Here is a 21,497-nt window from a genome sequence, read left to right on the forward strand (position 1 = left end):
CGGCATCAGCGGCTCAGCTCTCCCGGTCGACGACGGCCTCAGCGAAGGACAGCAACGCCGACTTCACCGTGGACTCCGGCAGTCCCGCCACCGCCTCCTGGGCGGTGGCCGACCAGGCGCGGGCCACCTGCCAGGCCTCCTGGGTGACCGGGTGCGTGACGACGGCGGCCACAGCCTCGGCCAGGGCCCCATCCCCCCGGAGATCGCCGTCCACCAGGCGCAGCGCCTCAGCCGCCTCCTGCTCCCCGGCGGCGGCGCGTTCGCGCAGCAGCAGCACCGGCAGCGTAGGGACCCCTTCGCGGAGGTCGGTGCCGGGCGTCTTCCCGGAGGTCTCGCCGTCGGAGGTGAGGTCGATGACGTCGTCGGCCAGCTGGAACGCGACCCCGACGGCCTCACCGTAGGTGGCCAGCATGGCCGCGGTCTCCTCCGTGCATCCGCCGAACATGGCGCCGAGCCGGGAGGCGGCCGCCACCAGGGACCCGGTCTTGTCCGCGATGACGGACAGGTAGTGCTTCTTGGGGTCGTCACCCTCGCGCGGGCCGACCGTCTCGTGCAGCTGCCCCATGACGAGGCGTTCGAAGGTCTCGGACTGCACCCGGGAGCCCTCCTCGCCCATCTCGGTCATCAGCTGCGAGGCGCGGGCCAGGATCAGGTCACCGGTGAGGATGGCCACCGAGTTGCCCCACACCTCGTGGGCGGCGGGGGCGCCACGGCGGACCGGCGCGGAGTCCATGACGTCGTCGTGATAGAGCGTCGCGAGATGCGTCATCTCCATGACCGCTGCGGCTTCTCGGACCTTGTCGTCCGGGCCCTCGCCCAGCAGGGAGGTCAGAATGGTCAGCAGCGGGCGGATCCGCTTGCCGCCGGCCTCGGCCAGGTAGCGGGCGGAGGTGTTGGCCAGCTCGTCGGAGCTGGAGAGGGCCTCCAGGAGTCGCTCCTCGACCTCCCCGAGGGCGCGGAAGACCTCGGAGGCGAGGTGCTCGTCGTCGGCGAGAACGTCAAACCCGGCCGGCAGTCTCAGCGACAGGGGCTCGGCTGCTGATTCAGTCATCGGAGTCCAGCCTACCGAGCTTGCGTGCGTGGTGGATGGCCACGATGCCTCCGCTGAGGTTCCGATACTTCACATCCGCGTACCCGACCCCAGAGATCTGGGCGGCCAACTCGTCCTGGTCCGGCCAGGCCCGGATGGACTCGGCCAGATACACGTACGCCTCCGGGTTGGAGGACATCGCCCGCGCCACGGGGGGAAGCGCCCGCATCAGGTACTCGTTGTAGACCCGATTGAACGGAGCGAAGGTGGGGTCGGAGAACTCCATGACCGCCAGGCGACCGCCAGGCCTGGTCACGCGGAGCATCTCCGCCAGTCCCGCGATCGGGTCGGCCACGTTGCGCAGCCCGAAGGAGATCGTGACGGCGTCGAACGTGTCATCGGCGAATGGCAGGTTCATGGCGTCCCCAGCCACGAAGGTCATGTCTGGGCGCCGACGCTTGCCCACCTGGAGCATGCCCAGGGAGAAGTCGCAGGCGATCGCCTCAGCGCCGGCGGCCACGAACGGCTCCGTGGAGGTGCCGGTGCCGGCGGCCAGGTCCAGCACCCGCTCTCCGGGCTGGACGTCCAGCGCCTCCACCAGACGTCGGCGCCACAGCCGGGCCTGTCCGAAGGACAGCACGTCATTGGTGATGTCATAGCGGGCGGCGACCTCGTCGAACATCGAGGCGACGTCGGCCGGCTTCTTGTCCAGATCGGCCCGGTTTCCTGGGGCGTGCTGCTCCTGTGTCACCCCAGCATTGTCCCAGATCGCGGGGACCCCCGTGCGCGCGGGGCGTGGGGCGTTCGGCGATAGACTTGCTCCGCTATGCCTGCCCAGCCTCTGCGCGCCGTCTCAGTGACGGTCGCCCTCCCCCACGACGTCGCCCTGACCGACCTGCTGCCGCGGCTCACCCCCAGCGGCACCTGGCTCCGTCATGGTGAAGGCATCGTGGGCCTCGGTGTGGCCGACCGCGCCACGGCCCGTGGCTCGGAGCGCTTCGCCGACCTGGCCCATTGGTGGGAGGACCGGCTGGCGACCATCACGGAGGAGCCGCGGCCGGAATCCCTGCAGGAGGTGCCCGGCTGCGGGCCGGTCGCGTTCACCTCGGTCACCTACTCCTCAGATTCCGCCGCGGACTCGGTGCTGGTGCTCCCGGAGCTCATCCTGGGATCGGTGACCGGCCGCAGCTGGGTGACGGTGCTCAGCGCCGCCGCGGACCAGGCCGACGTCCTCTCCGCGCTGCACCGGCACGGCCTCACCCTGACGGGCGGCGTCCTGGGTCCGGCCTCCCCGGAGCCCCTCGATCCGGCGCTCGACCCGGAGCTCGACCCGGCGCTCGTTCCGCCCCGCGACCCGCGCAGCGCCACCGCCCTGCAGGAGGGCACCCATCCCACGGCGCACTACCTGCAGGCGGTGGAGGCCGGGGTGCAGGCGATCACCGAACGACGGCTGGAGAAGCTGGTGCTGGGTCGCGACGTCGTCGTCGCCTCCGAGGAGCCGCTGGCGGCGGGGCGTCTCCTGGCGACCCTGAGCCGTGACTATGCCGACTGCTGGACCTACCGGGCCGGCGAGGTGTTGGGCGCCACCCCGGAGATGCTGGTGACGGTGCGCGGGGAGCGCATGGCCGCCAGGGTGCTGGCCGGCACGGTGGACGGGACGCTGCCGGCGGAGCAGGCGCGCGCCCTGCTGCTGGAGGACCCCAAGCAGCGCACCGAGCATGAGATCGCCGTACAGTCCCTGCTCACCCAGCTGGCCCCGGTGGTGGAGGTCATCAGCGCCCAGAACCCGCCGGCGGTGCTGGAGCTGCCCAATGTCTACCACCTCTCCACCGATGTGACGGGCCGCCTGGTCAAGGACTGCACCGACGGCGGCCGCCCCGGCGCCGCCCCGGTGGCGCCTCGGGTCCCGCCGGCGCTGCTGGTCGCCGAGCGGGCCCACCCGACGGCGGCCATCTGCGGGACGCCGACGGCGACGGCCGCCGAGTTCATCGCTCGCCTCGAGGATCTGGACCGCGGCCCGTTCACCGGTCCGGTGGGTTGGCTGGACGGCCAGGGCAACGCGGACTTCGGGATCGCCCTGCGCGGTGGGGTGCTGTCCCAGGACGCGCGCCAGGTCCGCCTCTACGCCGGCTGCGGGATCGTGGCCGGCTCCGAGCCGTCCTCCGAACTGGCCGAGACCTGGGCGAAGCTGCGCCCCATGCTGGGCGCGCTCGGCGTCGGCTGAGACCCGCTGGACCCCGCTGCCGAGGAACGTTTCGACAGCCTGAGCCCCGCAGGCTCCCTCCCCTCCCCGCGACCTCCCCGACGAGACGTCACTTTCCTGCATACCTCGACCGGGGCGACGCGCTTCAGCACCCCGAGATGCACGGGCAATTGACCCCTCGATGCCTGCACTCTGCCGTGCGCGGCGCCTCGCGACGGACGGCTGGACCGCTCACGCGGCCACCAGGGGGTCGAGGCGCAGATGGGTCCGCGTACGTTCGATCCCGAGCAGGTGCCACCTGTCCCGGAACAGGGCGAGCAGCTGCCCGTCGCTGCGCTCGAGGACCTCCACCCCAGCCAGGCCGGCCAGCTCGTGGGACGAGGGCTCATCGGTGGCGCGCGCCAACGAGTGCTCCAGCGGCTCCAGCTTCGCGCTGGAGCGGAACTCCTCGCGCAGGCGATGGTCGACGACCTCGAACTGCATGGGCCCCACGGCCGCTAGAACCGGCACATGGGTGCCCCGCACCTCCGAGCGCAGCACCTGGATCACTCCCTCGGCCTCCAGCTGCTCCACACCGCGGCGGAACTGCTTCATCCGCCCCATGTCTGCCGGACGGGCGACCGCGAAGTGCTCGGGCGCGAAGCGCGGCAGCGGCGGGTACTCCACCGGCTGCGCCTCATACAGCGTGTCGCCGATGCGCAGGGCGGAGGCGTTGACGATGCCCACCACGTCGCCCGGGTAGGCGACGTCGACGACCTCTCGGGTGCGACCGAAGGCCAGGTGGGCGTACTTCATGGAGAAGGGTCTGCCGGTGCGCGCGGAGGTCACCGTCATGCCACGCCGGAACACGCCGGAGGAGACCCTCACAAAGGCCAGCCGGTCCCGGTGCGCGGCGTCCATGCCGGACTGGATCTTGAACGTGAAGGCGCTGAACGGCGCGTCCAGGGAGCGCGGCTCACCCTCGGCGTCGGGGCGGGGCTCCGGCGACGGCGCCAGCTCCACCAGTGCGTCCAACAGCCGGGGCACCCCCAGGTGCCTGACGGCGGCGGCGAAGAACACGGGCGTGGAGATCCCGGCCAGGAAGGTCTCCTGGTCATGGTCGGCCCCCGAGGCGCCGAGCAGCTCGGACTCCTCCCGCGCCTCGACGAGCTCCGGCAGGCCGAGGGCCTCGGGGGTCGCCTCCTCGGCGCTGAGGTGCTCCTCCTCTGCCGAACGCCGGCCGCCCGGCGTGGCACGGATCAGCGTGAGGCCCCCGGTCCTGCGCTCGAGGTAGCCGTGAAAGTCCCCGGCGATGCCCACCGGCCAGGTCACCGGGGTGGGGTCCAGCCCGGTCTCCTCGCGGATCTCGTCGATCAGTTCCAGCGCCTCCAGGCCGGGGCGGTCCCATTTGTTGATCACCGTGATGATCGGGATCCCTCGGTGGCGGCAGACGTTGAACAGCTTCATGGTCTGCGGCTCGAGGCCCTTCGCCGCGTCGATGAGCATGACGGCAGCGTCGACGGCGGCGAGCACCCGGTAGGTGTCCTCGGAGAAGTCGGCGTGGCCGGGGGTGTCCAGCAGGTTCAGCACCGTGCCGCGGTGCTCCAGCTGCATGGAGGCCGAAGAGATGGAGATCCCGCGATCCTTCTCCATGCCCATCCAGTCGGAGACCGTGGCCGACCTGCCGGCCTTGCCGTGGATGTGCCCGGCCTCCTCGATGGCGCGGGCGTTGAGCGCCAGTGACTCGGTCAGCGTGGACTTGCCGGCGTCGGGGTGGCTGATGATGGCGAAGGTGCGGCGCCGTGCTGCAGCCGCCGCGGCGCCTTCTGCCGGGTGGTCCTCTGCCGTCACGCCTTCTCCTTGCCACTGCTGCTGGGACTCGAACGGCACGTCGTGCAGGTGCACGTGAGCCGCTGGATGCTCTGTGAGCCAGAGCCTCCGCTGAGAACCTACCGCAGCGTCAGAGTCGCACCCAATGCCGCGACCCCTCCGCCGACCCCTCCGCCGACCCCACACCGGCCGCGAGGCCGATCGACCGACGATCATGTCTCGATCACTGAGATCTTCCTCACACAATTCCGACCCATCCCTCACGTAAGGGTAGAGTTGAGCGCTGTGAGCCGGGCACGCTCCGCCCGCCGCTCCCCACTGATCATCTCGCCCTGATCGTTCCGCGCAGTGCCGCGCGCCCGTCGCCCCTTGAAGAGCCGGACACGACTGTGCCCTGTGAGCCGCACACGCCGGTGTCCTGACCACAGAACGGAGCCCCATGGCCCCCGCACCCACTCCTGCCGTCGCGCATCCCGAGGAGTCGATCGCGCATCCGGAGGACCGCCAGTCGGTCCTGCGCACGTTGAAGTCGCCCCGCCTGCTGAAGGTGGAGGTCCTCGCCGGACTCGTCGTGGCCCTGGCCCTGATCCCGGAGGCCATCGCCTTCTCGCTGATCGCCGGAGTGGACCCCCGGTACGGACTCTTCGCCTCCTTCACGATGGCTGTGACCATCGCCTTCCTCGGCGGGCGTCCGGCGATGATCTCGGCGGCCACCGCCGCCACGGCGCTGGTGATCGCCCCGCTGGTGGAGAGCCACGGGATCGACTACTTCATCGCCGCCGTCATCCTCGCCGGCGTGTTCCAGGTGCTGATGGGCGTCCTCGGCGTGGCGAAGGTCATGCGGTTCATCCCGCGCTCGGTGATGGTCGGCTTCGTCAACGCGCTGGCCATCCTCATCTTCACCTCCCAGCTGCCGGAGCTCATCGGGGTGCCCTGGCTGGTGTATCCGATGGTCGCCGCCGGGCTCCTCGTGATCTACCTGCTGCCCCGGATCACCAAGGTGGTGCCTGCGCCACTGGTCGCGATCGTCCTGCTCACCGTCATCTCCGTGGCCTTCGCCTTCAACGTCCCCACGGTGGGCGACAAGGGCGAGCTCCCGGACTCCCTGCCGTCCCTGTTCACTCCGGACGTGCCGCTGACCTTCGAGACCTTCCAGATCATCGCCCCGTTCTCCCTCGGCATGGCCGTGGTGGGCCTGCTCGAGTCCCTGATGACCGCCAAGCTGGTCGACGACGTCACCGACACCCGCTCTGACAAGGTCCGGGAGTCCTGGGGCCAGGGTGCGGCCAACATCATCACCGGCTTCTTCGGCGGCATGGGCGGCTGCGCCATGGTCGGCCAGACCATGATCAATGTGAAGGCCTCCGGCGCCCGGACTCGCATCTCCACCTTCTGCGCCGGGATCTTCATCCTCATCCTGTCGGTCTCCCTGGGTGACGTGGTCGCGCTGATGCCGATGGGCGCCCTGGTGGCCGTGATGATCTTCGTCTCCGTGGCGACCTTCGACTGGCACAGCATCCGGCCCTCCACCCTGCGCATGATGCCCAAGAGCGAGACCTCGGTGATGCTCGTGACCGTCATCGCGACCGTGTGGACCCACAACCTGGCGATCGGCGTCATCCTGGGCGTGCTGACCGCCATGGTCCTGTTCGCGCGCCGCGTGGCCCACCTGGCCACCGTCACGCGCCGCGTGGACGAGCACTTCGGCGAGGAGATCGCCAAGTACGAGGTCAAGGGGCAGCTGTTCTTCGCCTCCTCCAACGACCTCTACACCCAGTTCCACTACCGGGACGACCCCGACCACGTGGTCATCGACCTCTACAACGCCGACGTCTGGGACGCCTCCACGGTGGCCTCCCTGGACGCCATCTGCGAGAAGTACGCGAAGTACGACAAGCACGTGGAGATCGCGGGGCTCGAAGGTGCCAGCGCCGCGATGCATGAGCGGATGGCCGGCAAGCTCGGCGCCGGGCACTGAGCTCACGGGAGCTCACGGAAGCTCGCTGCCTGGTGGCTCGGTGCCGGGTGGCTCGGTGCCGGGACGCTCAGCCCGTGGACGCCGCGTACTGGGCGATCCGCCCGCCGGCCAGCACCATCTCCACCTGACGTGCCGAGAGCCGATGGCGCAGGGTGACCTGCCGTTCGTCGCCGTTCCCGACGACGACGGCGGGCACCTCGCGTCCGGTGTGCAGCGCCTCGGCCAGCCCGCGCAGCCTGATCCGGTCCTCCTGGTCGACCGAGGCGTAGACCTCCTCATCGCACTCCAGCGCCAGGACTCCGAAGTTGGCCAGATTCTGCCAGTGGATCCTCGAGAAGGAGCGGGCCACCACCAGGCGCAGCCCCAGATACCGCGGAGCGATCACGGCATGCTCCCGCGAGGACCCCTGGCCGTAGTTCACGCCGCCGAAGATCGCATGGCCTCCCCCGACCCCGCCTGCCCGCTCCGGGTAGGTGGGGTCGACCTGTCGGTAGACGAACTCGCTGATCTTGGGGATGTTGCTGCGGTAGGGCAGCACCCTCGATCCGGCGGGCATGATCTCATCGGTGGAGACGTCGTCGCCGACCTTCAGCAGCACCGGCAGGTCGATCTCGTCCGGCAGGGGGTCGAACTCCGGCAGCGCACTGATGTTTCCTCCCTTGACCAGCTCGACCTCACGGGCCTGCTCCGCCGGCAGGGGCGCCACCAGCATCTCGTGGTCGATGGTGGGCGCCTCCGGCATGCGCGGGGTGGGACAGGCGAGGCCCCGTGACTCCTCCAGGGCACGGGGGTCGGTGATGCGCCCGGTCAGAGCCGAGGCGGCCGCGGTCTCCGGGGAGCACAGCCACACCGAGTCCTCATCCGTTCCGGACCGTCCCGGGAAGTTGCGCGGCATGGTGCGCAGACTGTTGCGCCCCACGGCCGGCGCCTGCCCCATGCCGATGCAGCCCATGCAACCGGACTGGTGGATGCGGGCCCCGGCGGAGATGAGGTCCAGCAGCCAGCCGCCGCGGGCCATGTCCGCATAGATCTCCCGCGAGGTGGGGTTGATGTCCAGGGACACACGCTGGTCGACCTGACGTCCGCGGAGGATCTCCGCGACGACGGCGAAGTCCCGCAGCCCTGGGTTCGCGGAGGAGCCGATCACGACCTGGTGGACCTCTTCCCCGGCCACCTCCCGCACCGGCGTCACGTTCCCCGGGGAGGACGGCGCGGCGATCAGAGGCTCCAGCATGGACAGGTCGATCCGTTCGGTGAGGTCGTATGCGGCGTCCTCGTCGCCCTGCAGCTCGACGAACTGGTCCTCCCGGCCGCGCTCGGCCAGATAGCGCCGGACCTCCTCGTCCGCTGGGAAGATGCTGGTGGTCGCCCCCAGCTCGGCGCCCATATTGGCGATCACATGCCGGTCCATCGCGCTGAGGGACCGGACGCCGTCGCCGTGGTATTCGATGATGCGGCCGCCGCCTCCGGTGACGCCGTGACGCCGCAGCATCTCCAGGATGACGTCCTTGGCCGAGACCCAGGGCGGCAGCTCACCGGTGAGCTCCACTCCCCAGACCTCGGGCATGGTGACGTACAGCGGCTCCCCGGCCATGGCCATGGCGACCTCGAGCCCACCGACCCCGACGGCGAGCATCCCCAGGGCACCCGCCGCACAGGTGTGGGAATCGGATCCCACCATCGTGGCCCCGGGACGCCCGAAGTGCGCCTGGTGGACCGGATGAGAGACACCGTTGCCGGCCTTCGAGAACCAGAGGCCGAACCGCCGGGCCGCCGACTGCAGGAACAGGTGGTCCTCGGGGTTCTTCTCATCGGTCTGAAGCAGGTTGTGGTCCACGTACTGGACGGAGAGCTCCGTGCGGACCCTGTCCAGCCCCATGGCTTCCAGCTCCAGCATCACCATGGTGCCGGTGGCGTCCTGGGTCAGGGTCTGGTCGATGCTCAGCGCGACCTCCTCGCCGGGGTGCGGGCTGCCCTCCACGAGATGCGAGGCGATGAGCTTCTGCGTCAGATTCTGGGAGGCGTATGCCATTCCGGTCATCCTCCTGGGGTCGGGGCGCTGCGGGTGGAGCCCACGGCGCGGGCTCTCCCCTCGACCATCTCTCCCCCGTCCCGAGCCGCACAAGGGTTCCCGAGCGGCATCAGGGCCGCAGCACCACGGACGAAGAGTCAGATTCCCGCACATCACCCCCTCGGTGACGCGCGTCAGCAGCCGCCGGAATGCCGGGAACTGACCCCTCGATCGCAGGGGGCGGTCAGAGGGCCGCCACGCCGTCCTTCATCCGGGTGTGCAGATCCCGCAGCCCGTGGCGATCGGTGCGGACCTCGATGATCCGCACACCGAGCCGGTCATCGGGGTGCGCCAGGGCCTGTTGCAGCTGCTCCCGGGTGCCCACCCCGCGGTGCTCGACGCCGAATCCGGCGGCGATCTGTGCCAGGTCCACCGCCTGCGGAGTGCCGAAGAGCCGTTCCACGGCTTCTCCCTTCCCCGGGCGGCGTCCCACGTCCCCGTGCTCGAGCTGGTCGAAGATCGCCCCGCCGGCGTCATTGATCACCACGACATCCACACTGGGCACCTGCTCACGGGACGGCAGCAGCAAGGCGTTGAGGTCATGGAGGAACGTCAGGTCGCCCACCAGTGCCGTCACCCGGCGCTCCCGGCTCAGGGCGATCCCTGAGGCCGCCGAGACGTTGCCGTCGATGCCGGAGAGTCCCCGCAGCGCCACCAGCCGCGCCGGCCCGTGCATGGTCAGCCGGGCGGCGAGGTCCACATCGCGGATCACCGAGGAGGAGCCCAGCAGCAGCGGGGTCCGCACCGTCTCCGCCACCAGCTGCGCCGCCCGCACCGAGGACATCGCCCCGACGGGATCCAGCTCCCGATCCACCACCTGCTGCACCCGGCGGCCCACCCTCAGCCACGTGTCCAACCACCCGGCGGGAGGAGCTCCGGCGAACTCGCGGATCCTCTCCAGGTCATGCTCCACGGGACGGGGCAGCCGGTGATCATGCCAGCCGACGCCGGCAGGCTGGTACTGCACCGCCTCCACGGAATCGGCACTCAGCAGCCGCTGCACCGGCCGGGACAGCGTCGGGCGTCCGGCCACCACCACCCGTTGGATCTCCGCGGTCAGCCGGCCGCCGGCGCTCGAGGCCGGCGCCTGCAGGATCAGCCGATAGGCCGGCACGGCCGCATCGGCATCCCGGGCCCCGCTGGTCGGCTCCGCCAGGACCGGGTGACCCAGCTCCAGAGCCAGCTGCGCAGCCTCGGGCGGAGCGTCGTGGCCCAGGACGAAGACGGTGCGCACGTCGCGGGCGATGTCCTGCACCGCCCGCAGGCTGCGCCGGATCTGCTCCCTGGCGGCCTCCCGCTCCTCGGCGTCCAGCTGGTCCATCAGCGCCCCGCCCTGCAGATGCACCGCCGGCTGCACAGGCGCCTGCGGACGCACCGGTCGGCGGGCCCAGCGCTGCGGCACCGCGGGCGCGCCCTCTTCAGGTTCGCGGGGCACCAGGGGGTCCCGGAAGCCGATGTTCAGGTGCACCGGGCCGGGTCCCTTGCCGCGGGACTCCGAGGCCTGCCGCATCAGCAGCGCCACCTGCGTCTCCGCGGAGAGCATGTCATCCCGGGACACCGGCTCCAGGCGCACCTCGCCCTGCTCCAGATGGATCTCGTCCCGCACCCGGCCGGCGAACATGCCGTGCTGCCAGGTGGTCTGGTTCGCGCCGGTGCCGTGAAGCTCCTCCGGCCGGTCGGCGGTGATGGCCACCAGGGGCACACCGGCCATGTCCGCCTCCATCACGGCCGGTGTCAGGTTCCCCACGGCGGTCCCGGAGGTGGTCACCACGCCGGCCGGCTGGCCCGAGTCCAGCGCGATTCCCAGGGCGGTGAACGCCGCGGAGCGCTCATCGATGCGCACGTGCAGGCGGATCGCACCCAGCTGTTCGGCCTCCGCCAGGGCGTAGGCCAGCGGCGCGGAGCGGGACCCCGGAGCGATCACCACGTGGCGCATGCTCAGGCTCAGCCCGCGCACCACCCGACGCGCCAGACGCAGCGCCTCGGCGTCCTCAGAGTCGTCGAATTCGCGGAAGGGACGCCGGTCGGAGTGCATGCCCCAATCCTAAGACGCAGCGCCCGTCCTCTGAGCCAGCACGGCATGGGCAGACCGCAGCCGCTGCTCCCACCAGGCACGGCGTGCCCCGTCCACCCGGTGCTCGTCCAGCAGCCGCGGCGCCGGGTCCGGAGCCACCACGCGGCCGTTCCGCACCGGGACCCTCAGCGCCCCCTCCACCGGAAGCAGCGGGGAGTCCACGACGTCGGCTGCCAGCAGCGCGGCAGTGCCCAGTCCGCACGCATAGGGCAGGGACTCCAACCGGGCGGCCAGCGCCAGGCCGGCGGCCAGACCCACGGAGGTGTCCAACGCGGAGGAGACGACGGCGTCGAGCCCGGAGTCGCGCACCACCTGGGCGGCACGGTCCACTCCGCCGAGCGGCGGGACCTTCACCACGATGAGGTCGGCGGCGCCCAGCCGCGCGACCCGCAGCGGATCCTCAGCCTTGCGGACGGCCTCGTCGGCGGCGATCCGCACCACGGTGCCGCGCCGGTGGAGCTCCTCGCGCAGCACGGCCAGCGGCTCCACGCCGGCCACAGGCTGCTCCACATACTCCAGCCGGTCACCGGCGACGTCGGCGATCGCCTCCACCGCGCGAACAGCCTCGGCGTGCGTCCAGCCGCCGTTGGCGTCGGCCCGCAGGCCGGCATGCGGCAGCAGGCGCGCCACCTCCCGGAGGCGGGCGACGTCGTCGTCGAGGCTCTGACCGGGCTCGGCCACCTTGACCTTCACGGCGGGGATCGCCTCGGCGCGGCCGTAGCGCTCCAGCACCTGGGCCACCTGCGCGGCCGGCACCGCCGGCATCGTGGCGTTGACCGGCACCGTGGTGCGCCGCGGCTCCCCCAGGCCGGTCCATCCGGCGTCGACGGCGGCGGCGAGCCACGCCGCGGACTCCTGCGGACCGTACTCGGGGAAGGGCGCGAACTCGGCCCAGCCGGCCGGACCGTGCAGCAGCATCGCCTCCCGGGCGGTCTGGCCGCGGAAGCGGGTCCGCATCGGCAGGCTCACGACGGCGGCACCGCGCAGCAGCTCCTCGACGTCGGGCAATGAGGTCATGGGCACAGTGTAGGCTTCACCGGCTCGACGGCAGCCGCCTGCGATACTGGTGTGCATGTCCGAGCATTCCCGTCTCCGCCTGCCCGCACGCCGCACCTGGCTGTGGGTCGTGGGCCTGCTGCTGTGCGCCTTCGCGCTGGTGGCGGTGCATGAGTTCTTCATCCGGTCCGCGACGGGCCAATGGCTCGAGCAGGCCACGCTGGAGTCCCGGTACTGGAACATCACCCAGGGGCCCCTGCAGAACGAGACGCTGCGGCAGCTGCTGCTCAAGGCCCCGGCGGCCGCGGCGGCGGTCTCGGGGCTGATCTTCTTGGCGATCACCCTGCTGCGCCGTCGGTTCCTCGCCGCGGGCATCGCGATCGTGGTGTTCCTGGGAGCCAACATCACCACCCAGGTGCTGAAGAACGTGTGGATCCACCGGCTGGACCACGAGATCCCGCTCTCGGTGGCGGACATGCGCTCCTGGTGGTGGACGGATCCCACGTTCCCCTCCGGGCATGCCACAATGGCCGCGGCAGCCGCCGTCGCCGTGTTCCTGGTCAGCGCCCCGCATCAGCGGCCCTTCATCGGGCTGTTCACCGGCCTGCTGGCGGTGTTCTCCGGGGCGGCGATCTTCATGACAGGGCATTTCGCCTCGGACATCATCGCCGCCTATCTGGTGGCCGCGCTGTGGGGCATCGCCGGCGGCTGGCTGGTGATGCGCACCGGCGAACGCTGGAACACCGTCACCGTGGAGGACGACACCGCCGTCGGTGCCGGAGCCGGGTTGGCCTGGTTCCTGGGAGTCGTGTTCTGTGCGGCCACAGGGCTGGCCCTGCTGTTCGCGGGCGGCTGGGAGGCCGTGCGCACTGCGGCCGAGAACCCCAGCGGCTGGCACTGGGTGGCGGGCACGCTGCTGCCCGTAGGTCCCGGGTTCCTGCTGTGCGCCGCGGGCATCACGTTCTTCGACGCCGAGGCCGGGCGTCGCCACCACGGACAGCCGCTGCACGCGGCCCCGCCGACGCCGCACCCGGTGCCGCCGCAGTTCACGCATCTCTACGACGTCTGATCGCCCCGCCGGGGAGGCTCCCCCGGGTGGAGGCTCACGGTCCCCAGTCGATGCTGAGCCAGGTCGCCACACCGAGCAGCAGCATGACGCCGAGGATGACGCCCAGCCGGTTCAGCCGGATCTGGAACTCGGGCTCCTCCCGCTCCTCGCCGGGGCGCTGACGATTAGTGAAGAACATGGGCCTCGCGGGTCCGTCTCAGGGTCAGTGGCCGGCGCGCAGCCGGCTGATCAGTTCCCGGGACTCCTCCGGGCCATAGGGCAGGATCGGGATGGCCTTGGTCGCATCGGTGACGGCATCCCGCAGCGCCTGCCGGGAGAGGGTGTGCCCCTGTTCCATGCGGCGGCGCATCGAGGCCACGAAGTCCGCGTCCACCGGCTGACCGTGACCGGGAATGATGCGCGAGCAGGTGCCCGCCATGGACCAGATGCGCCCCAGCGTGCGTACCCAGTCCTCCGGATGGGAGTCCCGGAAGCTCGGATCGGTGCCCTCGCGGACGAGGTCCCCGCAGAACATGATGCCGTCGTGGCCCTCGCGGCTGACCTCGACCACCAGGTCGCCGTCGGTGTGACCGCGTCCCAGGTGCTCGACGACCACCTCAGGGCCTCCCAGGTCCAGAACCACCGGGGCCTGGCCGACCAGCTCGGTGGCGGTGGCCACCTCCGCCTCACGGTGGGCCAGGATCCGCTCCACACCGTGCTCACGCAGATACGCGTTGGCCCCGATGTGGTCACCGTGACCGTGGGTGTTGACCACGATCAGCTCCGCATCGGTGACCTGTCGGACCGCCGCCAGCAGGGCCTCATGGTCGCCGCCGTCCGGCCCCGGGTCGATCAGCACCGCGCCGCGGCTGCCGACCACCAGTCCGATGTTCAAGGGGGTGACGCCGCCGTCGACGGTGGTCATGAAGACGTCGTCGTCGACCCGGGTGAATGGAGTGATGCCAGGGGCGCTGGCCATCGTGATCACCTTCTCTGCCAAGGGGTGCCCGTTGTGCTTCATTGTGCCCCACGGGCACCCCTCTGGCGAGGATCCGGCCGGCTCGGCGGGCCTCAGTCGGCGCTCGGGTAGTGGCCCTCCGGCACCGGGACCTGACGCCAGTCGATGTCATGGCCGAGGTGGAAGTCCGGGTAGGTCGGCTGGTTGTAGGCGGTCTGCTGGTAGGCCACACCCACCCGGTACTGCGGGTCATGCATCAGCGTGTAGAGCTTCCGGTCGGTCACCTCGGTGGCCGTGAAGATCCGCAGCGCGGAGCTGTCCGACGTGCGCAGCACCAGCTCCTCACGCCAGTCCCCAAAGATGTCCGCCACCAGGGACGGGTTGCCCTTGGTGTAGTTGTTCGTCCTCGTACCCTCGGCCACCAGCAGGGTGCCGTCCAGCCAGTCCTCGATGCGCGGAGTGTCCTCCCGGTCGCCGACGATGAGCTGGGTGGTCATGTCCGGGGCCCAGCGGATGCTCATGTTCGTGCCGGGGACGTCCCCGTCCACCGGCTCACCGGTGGCAGTGAACAGTCCGGTCGTGCCCTCCTCCTCGTTGGGCGGGATCGACGCCCAGGCATGGTAGCCGGGGGTCTCCGGGTCGATGTCGCCGACCATGCCGCGGCCGACGTCGGTGCCGGTGTAGTCGCCCCACAGGACCTCGCCGGTGGCGGCGTCACGCATCGTATAGCCATAGGGCGCCCAGGGACCGGCCTCGTGGACGGCGAAGATCTCCTGGCCCTGCCGATCGGGATCGAAGTGGCCCACGTGCAGGGCGTCCCCATGGCCCAGCTTCATCTCCTGGCCGGGGATGCTGCTGTCCGGGTGGCCCACCCCGGTGGATGAGTACAGCAGGCTGCCGTCATGGTCCAGAGTGGCGGAGCCGTAGATGATCTCCTGGTTCCCGTCGCCGTCGACGTCGGCCACGCTCAGCGAGTGGAAGCCCTGACCGGCGAAGGTGCCCAGCTCGGGGTCCGTCCCCACTCCCTCGTGCGGGCCGGCGTCGAAGGGGTTGTCCATCGGCACATGCCCGGAGTCGGCCACCCACCGCTCGGTGATCTGCTCGCCGTCGAAGTCATAGGCGGCCGCGGCGGAGCGGGTGTAGTAGCCGCGGGTGAATACCGCGGACGGCGACTGGCCGTCCAGGTAGGCCACCCCGGCCAGGAAGCGGTCCACCCGGTTGCCCGGTTCGATGCGGGACATCGCATAGTCACCCCAGAGCAGGCCGTCGTCGCCGCGCTCCGGCGTGTAGGGAACGGTGTCCAGCTCGGCGCCGGTCTCACCGTCGAAGACGGTCAGGTACTCCGGGCCGTGGACGATGAAGCCCCCGAAGGTCCGCAGATCATTGCGTTCGCTGCGGGAGGGCGCGTACTCGTCGATGAAGAAGTCAGCCAGCTGCCGGGCGTCGGCGTCGCTGAGCGGGTAGTCGTAGGAGGGTTCCTCACCGAAGGCCTCCTCCAGTGTCTCCGGCCAGTTCCCGGCGACCACCTCGGGATGCTCGTGCCAGCCGCGGAATACCTCCACCACATGCTCGTAGTAGTCGTCGGCGCTCATCCGGTAGTCGTCCTCAGGGCTGTACCCGGCATCCAGGTCCTCCTGCGGCATGGTGATGTGCTCGCCGTCGCCGGCCACCGTGCCGGGGGCGGTCTTCATCATGATCTCGGCGGTGCCGTCGCTGTCGAAGTCATAGACGAGGAACTGGGTGTAGTGGGCCCCGGCGCGGATGTTGGGGCCCAGTTCGATGCGATTCAGCAGCTCACCGTCGAGCGTGTAGGTGTCCACGTAGACCTCGCCGGTGTAGCCCACCTGGGAGACGTCCTTGGAGTTGCTGGGGTCCCACTTCACCACGAACTCGTACTGCCCGTCGCCGGTGACGTCCCCGACGGAGACGTCGTTGGCGTGGTACTCATACTCCTCTCCGGCCGGGGTGGTCCCCGGTTCGGGCTTCTGCAGCGGCAGGTCATAGTGGCCCTCCGCCCAGACCTCCGCCTCGCCGTCGGGTCCGTTGTGCGGGGCGTTGCCCACCGGGGTGACGGTGTAGGTGGAGTCGGCGTCGCCGTCCGCGTCGTGGAAGTTCGTGGAATCGGTGACCGTGGCGATGCGCTCGCCATCGCGCAGCACGTGGAAGTTCGGCCCCTTCATGCCGTGGCCCGTGGCTCCGGTGGTCTCCTCGCCCAGCAGTCGCCAGCTCAGGTGGACGCCGTCGTCGGTGCCGACGGCGACCAGGCCGCGGTCCAGGGCCTCCAACTGAGGGCCGAGCTCGGTGGTCTGGGAAGGACCCGCGGACACGGATCCGGCAGTCAGGCTCAGCGCCGCGGCCCCGGCCAGGGCAGCGGCGGTACGTGCTGTTCGTCGTCGATAGGGCACAGGCTCAGCTCCTCGTTCATCACTCTCGGACCATCCAGCGTTGTAACGTGGATCACCCTAGAGCGGCGCGGTTGCCCTCGACAACAGTGATGCTAAAAACGTTTCAATAGCGGTGGGCACAGCGCTGTCGCGACATGACGTAGGACGGCGCACACGCCGTCAGCCCGCTCTCCACCTGTTGTCCGCCTCACAGTGCGCGATACAGTCGGCCCATCATGACTATGGATTCACTGCTCCAGATCATCGGAGACATCGAAGAGACCGCCTGGTCCTGGCTCGGCATCTGGGTCGTCATCGGCGTCGGCATCTACATGACCGTCCGCACCGGGGTGGTGCAGCTGCGCCACCTGCCCGCGATGTTCGCGGCCATCGTGGAGAAGGCCCGGCGGGACGAGACCGGTCGCACCAAGTCGCTGTCCGCCTTCCAAGCCTTCACGATCACGGCGTCGGCCCGCGTGGGCACCGGAAACATCGCCGGAGTCGCCGGAGCGATCGCCCTGGGCGGCCCGGGCGCGATCTTCTGGATGTGGGTGATGGCCGTCCTGAACTCCGCGGCCTCCTTCGTGGAGTCCACCCTGGCGCAGCTGTACAAGACCCGCCGCTTCGACACCTTCAAGGGCGGTCCCGCGTACTACATCCAGCGCGGACTGGGCTCCCGCAGCGCCGGCATCGTCTTCGCCGTGATCTTCATCTTCTGCTTCGCCCTGTCCTTCACCTCGCTGCAGGCCAACACCGTCGTCGACGCCGTCACCGGTGCCGCGGACGCCGTCGGGGTGGCCGACACCACCACGCTGAGCTGGATCCTTGCCGTCGTGCTGACCGTGCTGACCGGACTGATCGTCGTCGCCGGCCTGCGCAGCGTCGCCCGGGTGGCCCAGAACGTGGTGCCGCTCATGGCCTCGCTCTACATCATCCTCGGGCTGGTGGTGATCATCATGAACATCGAGGAGCTGCCCCGCGTGGTGGGCCAGATCCTCGGCGACGCCTTCGACTTCCGCGCAGCTGCCGGCGGCGCCTTCGGCGCGATGATCATGGCGGGCGTGCAGCGCGGCATGTTCTCCAACGAGGCCGGCATGGGTTCGGTGCCGAACGTCGCAGCCACCGCCGACGTCTCCCACCCCGCCAAGCAGGGCCTGGTGCAGACCCTGGGCGTCTACCTGGACACGATCATCATCTGCTCGGTGACCGCGTTCATCATCCTGTTCACCTTCGAGGACCCGGTCGGGGCGGACGCCAACCTGGGCGTGGAGCTCACCCAAGGGGCGCTCGAGGCGAACCTCGGCATGTTCGGCGCCATCGCCCTGGCCGTGATCATCACGCTGGTGGCCTTCACCTCCATCCTGGGGAACTACTCCTACGGCGAGGCGAACATCCTGTTCATCTCCTCGAAGGAGAACGTCCGCAAGGCCTTCGCCGTGGTGCTCACCGGCGTGGTGTTCCTCGGCTCCATCATCAGCGTCGACCTCGCCTGGGCCATCGCCGGTGTCACCATGGTGATCATCGCCCTGTTCAACCTCGTGGTGATCTGTCTGCTCGGCAGCAAGGCGTTCCGCCTGCTCAAGCACTTCGACGCCCAGCGCAAGCAGGGCCTGGACCCCGTATTCGTCGACGAGGACATGCCCGACCTGGAGAACGTCGAATGCTGGAGCCGCGAGGACGTCAGCGACTACCTGCAGCAGCGAGAATCGCCGACAGCTCCGCGGGCCGAGTGACCTGAGGCCAGTGGCCGGAATCGATGTCGACCAGCTCGACGTCGTCCCCGGCGGCCAGCTCCGGCATGAACCCGGCGGCCATCCACTGCCGAGCATCCTCCACGGTGAACTCCGGGCACACCAGCGTGACCGGCACCTGATGGCGGCGCGCATCCCGGTAGGTCACCGGGGTCTCGAGCACGCCCGCCGGGCTGGGACGCATGATCGCTTCCAGTCCCGCGCGCGCCTCGTCGTCGAGGTCCCGGACGTCCTCGGGCTCGAAGGCCGCCCACCCGGGGAAGGGGACGTCGTCGCCGTCGGCGGCGAAGCCCTCCAGGAAAGGGCTGCCTTCCGCAGCCGGCATCCCGCCGATCATCACCGTGCGGGCCACGGAGTCCGGCCAGGCGTCCGCGGCCAGATGCGCCAACGTGGCCGCGGCCGAGTGCCCCACGACGACGGCGGGCTCCGGGTCCTCCTCCACGGCGGCGAGCACCGCGCCCAGGTGGTCGTCCAGGCCGAGGCCGGCGCGGCCGGCGTCGCGGGACTCCAGGCCGGGAAGGGTCAGCGCGTGAGCCTCATGGCCGGCCTTCCGCAGCAGGTCAGGGACGTCTCCCCACGAATCGGCGGCCAGCCAGAGGCCGGGGATCAGGATGAATCGCATGGCGTGAACACTCGCCGTCGAGCCGCGGCGAGTCAAGGGCTGATGACCGACCCCCTACCCCGGTAGGGGGCGGAGTTGGCTCCCCTGGGTGATGCCTCCGTACTGACCGGCTCCTTACGGTAGCCGCATGAGCGTCATCAGCACTGAGAAGAGCACCGCCACCGTGGAGCAGACGGCACCGTCGGCCCCGCGTGAGCGCATGCCGCGCAATGCGCAGACCAATGACTTCGCCGAGCTCGCCGCGGAGGTGAAGGCCGCTGGACTGATGGACCGCCGGGCCGACCGCTACATCCTGCGTCTGGTGGTCCTCGGACTGGCTGCCGTCGTCTCGGTGGCCCTGATGTTCGTGCTCGGAGACAGCCTCTGGCAGCTGGGGCTCGCCGCCGTCTTCGGCGTCCTGTTCACCCAGCTGGCCTTCCTCTCCCATGACAGCGCCCACCAGCAGGTGTTCGCCACCGGGCGGACCAACGAGTGGTTCTCCCGGATCGTGGGCAATCTGGGCGTCGGCCTCAGCTACGCCTGGTGGTCGCGGAAGCACGGGCGCCACCACGCCAGCCCCAACACCATCGGCCGCGACGGCGACATCGCCACCGGCGCCCTGGTGTTCGTCCCCGGAGAGAACGAGGGACGCACCGGCTTCATGGGGTGGATCACCCGCCGACAGGGCTGGCTCTTCTTCCCGCTGCTCACCCTCTTCGCCTTCGCCCTGCACTACAACGCGGTGCGCACCATCATCCTGGAGCCCAAGGTCAAGCACCGCGCCGTGGAGGCCGTGCTGGTGACCATCCGGCTGGTCGGCTTCCCCGCGCTGGTGCTGCTCACCCTCGGACTGCCGCTGGGCCTGGCGTTCCTGACAGTGCAGCTGGTGGTCTTCGGCGTCTACATGGGCGGCAGCTTCGCGCCCAACCACAAGGGCATGCCGCTGATCCCCAAGAACGAGCGCATCGACTTCCTGCGCCGCCAGGTGCTGACCTCCCGCAACATCCGCGGCGGGCTGCTCATGGACTGGGCGATGGGCGGGCTCAACCTGCAGATCGAGCACCACCTGTTCCCCCGCATGCCCAGCATGAACCTGCGCAAGGTCCGGCCGATCGTGGTGCGGTTCTGCGAGGAGAAGCAGATTCCCTACACCGAGACCGGACTCGTGGAGTCCTACGGCATCGTGATCCGCTACCTCAACCGCGTGGGCCTGGGGTACGCCGACCCCATGGACTGCCCGCTGGTCACCCAGTACCGGGGACGCTGAGATCAGCCGCGCGGGGGCAGGTGACCAGGCTCGGCGCCTTTCCCCGGATCGAGGGGTCAGAATCCCGCACATCTTTCCAATCTGACACGCGTCAGGCCGGGACGATGTGCGGGATTCTGACTCCTCGACGCGATCGATGCTTCAACGGGACCTCAGGGCCGCCAGCCGCGGCTCATCAGCGCAGCAGTCACCTTGTCCACGGCAGGTTCCCATGCCCGCACCTGATGCCGTCGGGTGATCCGCGCCTCGATCCAGCCCAGCGCCGTGGCGAGCTCCGCCCGGCCGACGTCGCGCTCCACCTGCTGGGGCAGGGAATGATGAGCTCCCTCGTACTGGACGGCGACCTTCCACTCACGGAACATCAAGTCCGGCTGGAACGCCGGGCGCCCGTACTCGTCGAGCACCCACTCGTTGACCTCGGGCTCCGGGAGTCCGGCGCGGTGCAGAGCCAGCCTCAGGCGCGTCTCCTGCGGAGAGTCCACCCGTTCGCGAGCCAGCTCTGCGGCCTGGCGCAGCATGGCGACTCCGCGCCGTCCGCCCATCGACTCGACCACCGCCTGCAGCTGATGGCGGGTCGCCGCCGCCTCGCCCGGCCCCTCCAACTCCACCCGTGGCGCCCGCAGAACGAGGTCTGCGGCGATCAGCGCATCCTCCAAGGATCCCCCGGCGAATCGATCCGCCCAGGTCCGCGCCGCCGTGGTGACCCTGACGCCAGCCACAGACGTGATCTGGCCCGCAGGGATGTCGACGCCATGCCCCACGACGCCGCGGCGGCGGATACGTGTTCGGCGTCGCGGCACCGTCAGGTGGAACGGTTCCCTCAGCTGCGTGCCCCACAGCCCCAGCAGAGCGGCAGCAGTCTCATGGCTGGCCACCACGTCAGCGTCGGCAGTCAGCGCCTGAAGCTTTGCCACCATCGGAGGCAGCTGGTGCCCACCGGCGTCATAGATTCCGTGCGCCAGCCGAGTCAGGGATCCGTGCCGCAGGGCGCGCTCCAGATCCGCGTCGGACCACGCGGCGAGCTCACGACGCCGCAGAGGGCCCTCCGGCACAGCCGGCGGCGCACGGTGCCTGCCGTCAGCCTCCGGGCTGTGGAGCGGGTTCATGCCCTCCATCTCAGCGGATGGGGCGGCGATGCGCAGGCGCCTTCCTCTGGGCTGTGGAAAACTCCCGAGCGAGACGAGTCAGATGGGCCCACGCCACACAGATCCGGGGGTCACTTTCCCGTGCACTTGTCCGCACTGACGCGCGGCGGATTCTATGAGTCGTTGCACCAGCTGATGGTCAGCTGGTGAGGATGATGTCTCTCATCTTCTCAGCTGGGGTG

General features: G+C 70.1%; 16 protein-coding genes. 5 read left to right on the top strand and 11 right to left on the bottom strand.

Going from position 1 to position 21,497, the window contains the following annotated elements; all coding sequences use genetic code 11:
- Nucleotides 1-13: 13 nt before the first annotated feature.
- Together SD455_RS14840 and SD455_RS14845 are read right to left on the bottom strand one after the other, a co-directional pair.
- Nucleotides 14-1,117, bottom strand: coding sequence for a polyprenyl synthetase family protein (locus SD455_RS14840; RefSeq protein ID WP_445508573.1), 1,104 nt, complete (start codon nucleotides 1,115-1,117; stop codon nucleotides 14-16).
- The gene (locus tag SD455_RS14845; protein ID WP_070158359.1) at nucleotides 1,044-1,712 is read right to left on the bottom strand and encodes a demethylmenaquinone methyltransferase; all 669 of its coding nucleotides are present in this window, start codon (nucleotides 1,710-1,712) and stop codon (nucleotides 1,044-1,046) included. The genes SD455_RS14840 and SD455_RS14845 overlap by 74 nt, the downstream gene beginning before the upstream one ends.
- A 144-nt stretch (nucleotides 1,713-1,856) precedes the next feature.
- Between SD455_RS14845 and SD455_RS14850 the strand changes: the two genes are divergently transcribed.
- Nucleotides 1,857-3,254 carry an isochorismate synthase gene (locus SD455_RS14850; RefSeq protein WP_445508566.1) on the top strand — a complete coding sequence of 466 codons (1,398 nt, stop codon included), beginning with the start codon at nucleotides 1,857-1,859 and terminating at the stop codon, nucleotides 3,252-3,254.
- 210 nt (nucleotides 3,255-3,464) lie between these two features.
- On the opposite strand, the gene SD455_RS14855 is transcribed toward SD455_RS14850, so the two are convergent.
- On the bottom strand, nucleotides 3,465-5,063 hold the full coding sequence (locus SD455_RS14855; protein WP_445508567.1) for a peptide chain release factor 3: 1,599 nt from the start codon (nucleotides 5,061-5,063) through the stop codon (nucleotides 3,465-3,467).
- A 418-nt stretch (nucleotides 5,064-5,481) separates the two neighbouring features.
- Between SD455_RS14855 and SD455_RS14860 the strand changes: the two genes are divergently transcribed.
- Nucleotides 5,482-7,020 carry a SulP family inorganic anion transporter gene (locus tag SD455_RS14860; RefSeq protein WP_070158878.1) on the top strand — a complete coding sequence of 513 codons (1,539 nt, stop codon included), beginning with the start codon at nucleotides 5,482-5,484 and terminating at the stop codon, nucleotides 7,018-7,020.
- A 67-nt stretch (nucleotides 7,021-7,087) separates the two neighbouring features.
- Here SD455_RS14860 and SD455_RS14865 read toward each other — a convergent pair whose 3' ends face one another.
- The 3 genes from SD455_RS14865 to SD455_RS14875 form a co-directional block, all read right to left on the bottom strand.
- The gene (locus SD455_RS14865; RefSeq protein WP_085437076.1) at nucleotides 7,088-9,052 is read right to left on the bottom strand and encodes an aconitate hydratase; all 1,965 of its coding nucleotides are present in this window, start codon (nucleotides 9,050-9,052) and stop codon (nucleotides 7,088-7,090) included.
- A 223-nt stretch (nucleotides 9,053-9,275) separates the two neighbouring features.
- Complete coding sequence (menD, locus tag SD455_RS14870) at nucleotides 9,276-11,126, bottom strand: 2-succinyl-5-enolpyruvyl-6-hydroxy-3-cyclohexene-1-carboxylic-acid synthase (RefSeq protein WP_445508568.1); 1,851 nt, start codon at nucleotides 11,124-11,126, stop codon at nucleotides 9,276-9,278.
- 9 nt (nucleotides 11,127-11,135) lie between these two features.
- Nucleotides 11,136-12,182 (bottom strand): o-succinylbenzoate synthase, encoded by a 1,047-nt coding sequence (locus SD455_RS14875; protein WP_445508569.1) that lies wholly within the window; start codon nucleotides 12,180-12,182, stop codon nucleotides 11,136-11,138.
- A gap of 55 nt (nucleotides 12,183-12,237) precedes the next feature.
- Here SD455_RS14875 and SD455_RS14880 point away from each other — a divergent pair, with 55 nt between their 5' ends.
- On the top strand, nucleotides 12,238-13,230 hold the full coding sequence (locus SD455_RS14880) for a phosphatase PAP2 family protein (RefSeq protein WP_070158877.1): 993 nt from the start codon (nucleotides 12,238-12,240) through the stop codon (nucleotides 13,228-13,230).
- Nucleotides 13,231-13,264: 34 nt separating this feature from the next.
- Here SD455_RS14880 and SD455_RS14885 read toward each other — a convergent pair whose 3' ends face one another.
- From SD455_RS14885 to SD455_RS14895, 3 genes are all read right to left on the bottom strand, one after another.
- Nucleotides 13,265-13,408, bottom strand: coding sequence for a hypothetical protein (locus tag SD455_RS14885; protein ID WP_170922549.1), 144 nt, complete (start codon nucleotides 13,406-13,408; stop codon nucleotides 13,265-13,267).
- Between the two features lie 24 nt (nucleotides 13,409-13,432).
- Nucleotides 13,433-14,188: an MBL fold metallo-hydrolase gene (locus SD455_RS14890; RefSeq protein ID WP_445508570.1), complete on the bottom strand. Its 756-nt coding sequence runs from the start codon at nucleotides 14,186-14,188 to the stop codon at nucleotides 13,433-13,435.
- A 92-nt stretch (nucleotides 14,189-14,280) separates the two neighbouring features.
- Nucleotides 14,281-16,572, bottom strand: coding sequence for a rhamnogalacturonan lyase (locus SD455_RS14895; protein ID WP_445508571.1), 2,292 nt, complete (start codon nucleotides 16,570-16,572; stop codon nucleotides 14,281-14,283).
- Nucleotides 16,573-16,787: 215 nt separating this feature from the next.
- On the opposite strand from SD455_RS14895, the gene SD455_RS14900 reads away from it, so the two are divergent.
- Nucleotides 16,788-18,284: an alanine/glycine:cation symporter family protein gene (locus SD455_RS14900; RefSeq protein ID WP_237089907.1), complete on the top strand. Its 1,497-nt coding sequence runs from the start codon at nucleotides 16,788-16,790 to the stop codon at nucleotides 18,282-18,284.
- Here the strand turns inward: SD455_RS14900 and SD455_RS14905 are convergent.
- A complete protein-coding gene (locus SD455_RS14905; RefSeq protein WP_445508572.1) occupies nucleotides 18,232-18,924 on the bottom strand; it encodes an alpha/beta fold hydrolase in 693 nt (230 codons plus the stop codon). The genes SD455_RS14900 and SD455_RS14905 overlap by 53 nt on opposite strands.
- 127 nt (nucleotides 18,925-19,051) lie before the next feature.
- Between SD455_RS14905 and SD455_RS14910 the strand changes: the two genes are divergently transcribed.
- Nucleotides 19,052-20,170, top strand: a complete 1,119-nt coding sequence (locus tag SD455_RS14910; RefSeq protein ID WP_139827563.1) for an acyl-CoA desaturase — start codon at nucleotides 19,052-19,054, stop codon at nucleotides 20,168-20,170.
- A gap of 152 nt (nucleotides 20,171-20,322) precedes the next feature.
- On the opposite strand, the gene SD455_RS14915 is transcribed toward SD455_RS14910, so the two are convergent.
- On the bottom strand, nucleotides 20,323-21,276 hold the full coding sequence (locus tag SD455_RS14915) for a type IV toxin-antitoxin system AbiEi family antitoxin domain-containing protein (protein ID WP_139827562.1): 954 nt from the start codon (nucleotides 21,274-21,276) through the stop codon (nucleotides 20,323-20,325).
- Nucleotides 21,277-21,497: the final 221 nt, after the last annotated feature.

The sequence above is a fragment of the Nesterenkonia sp. K-15-9-6 genome (assembly GCF_052656005.1).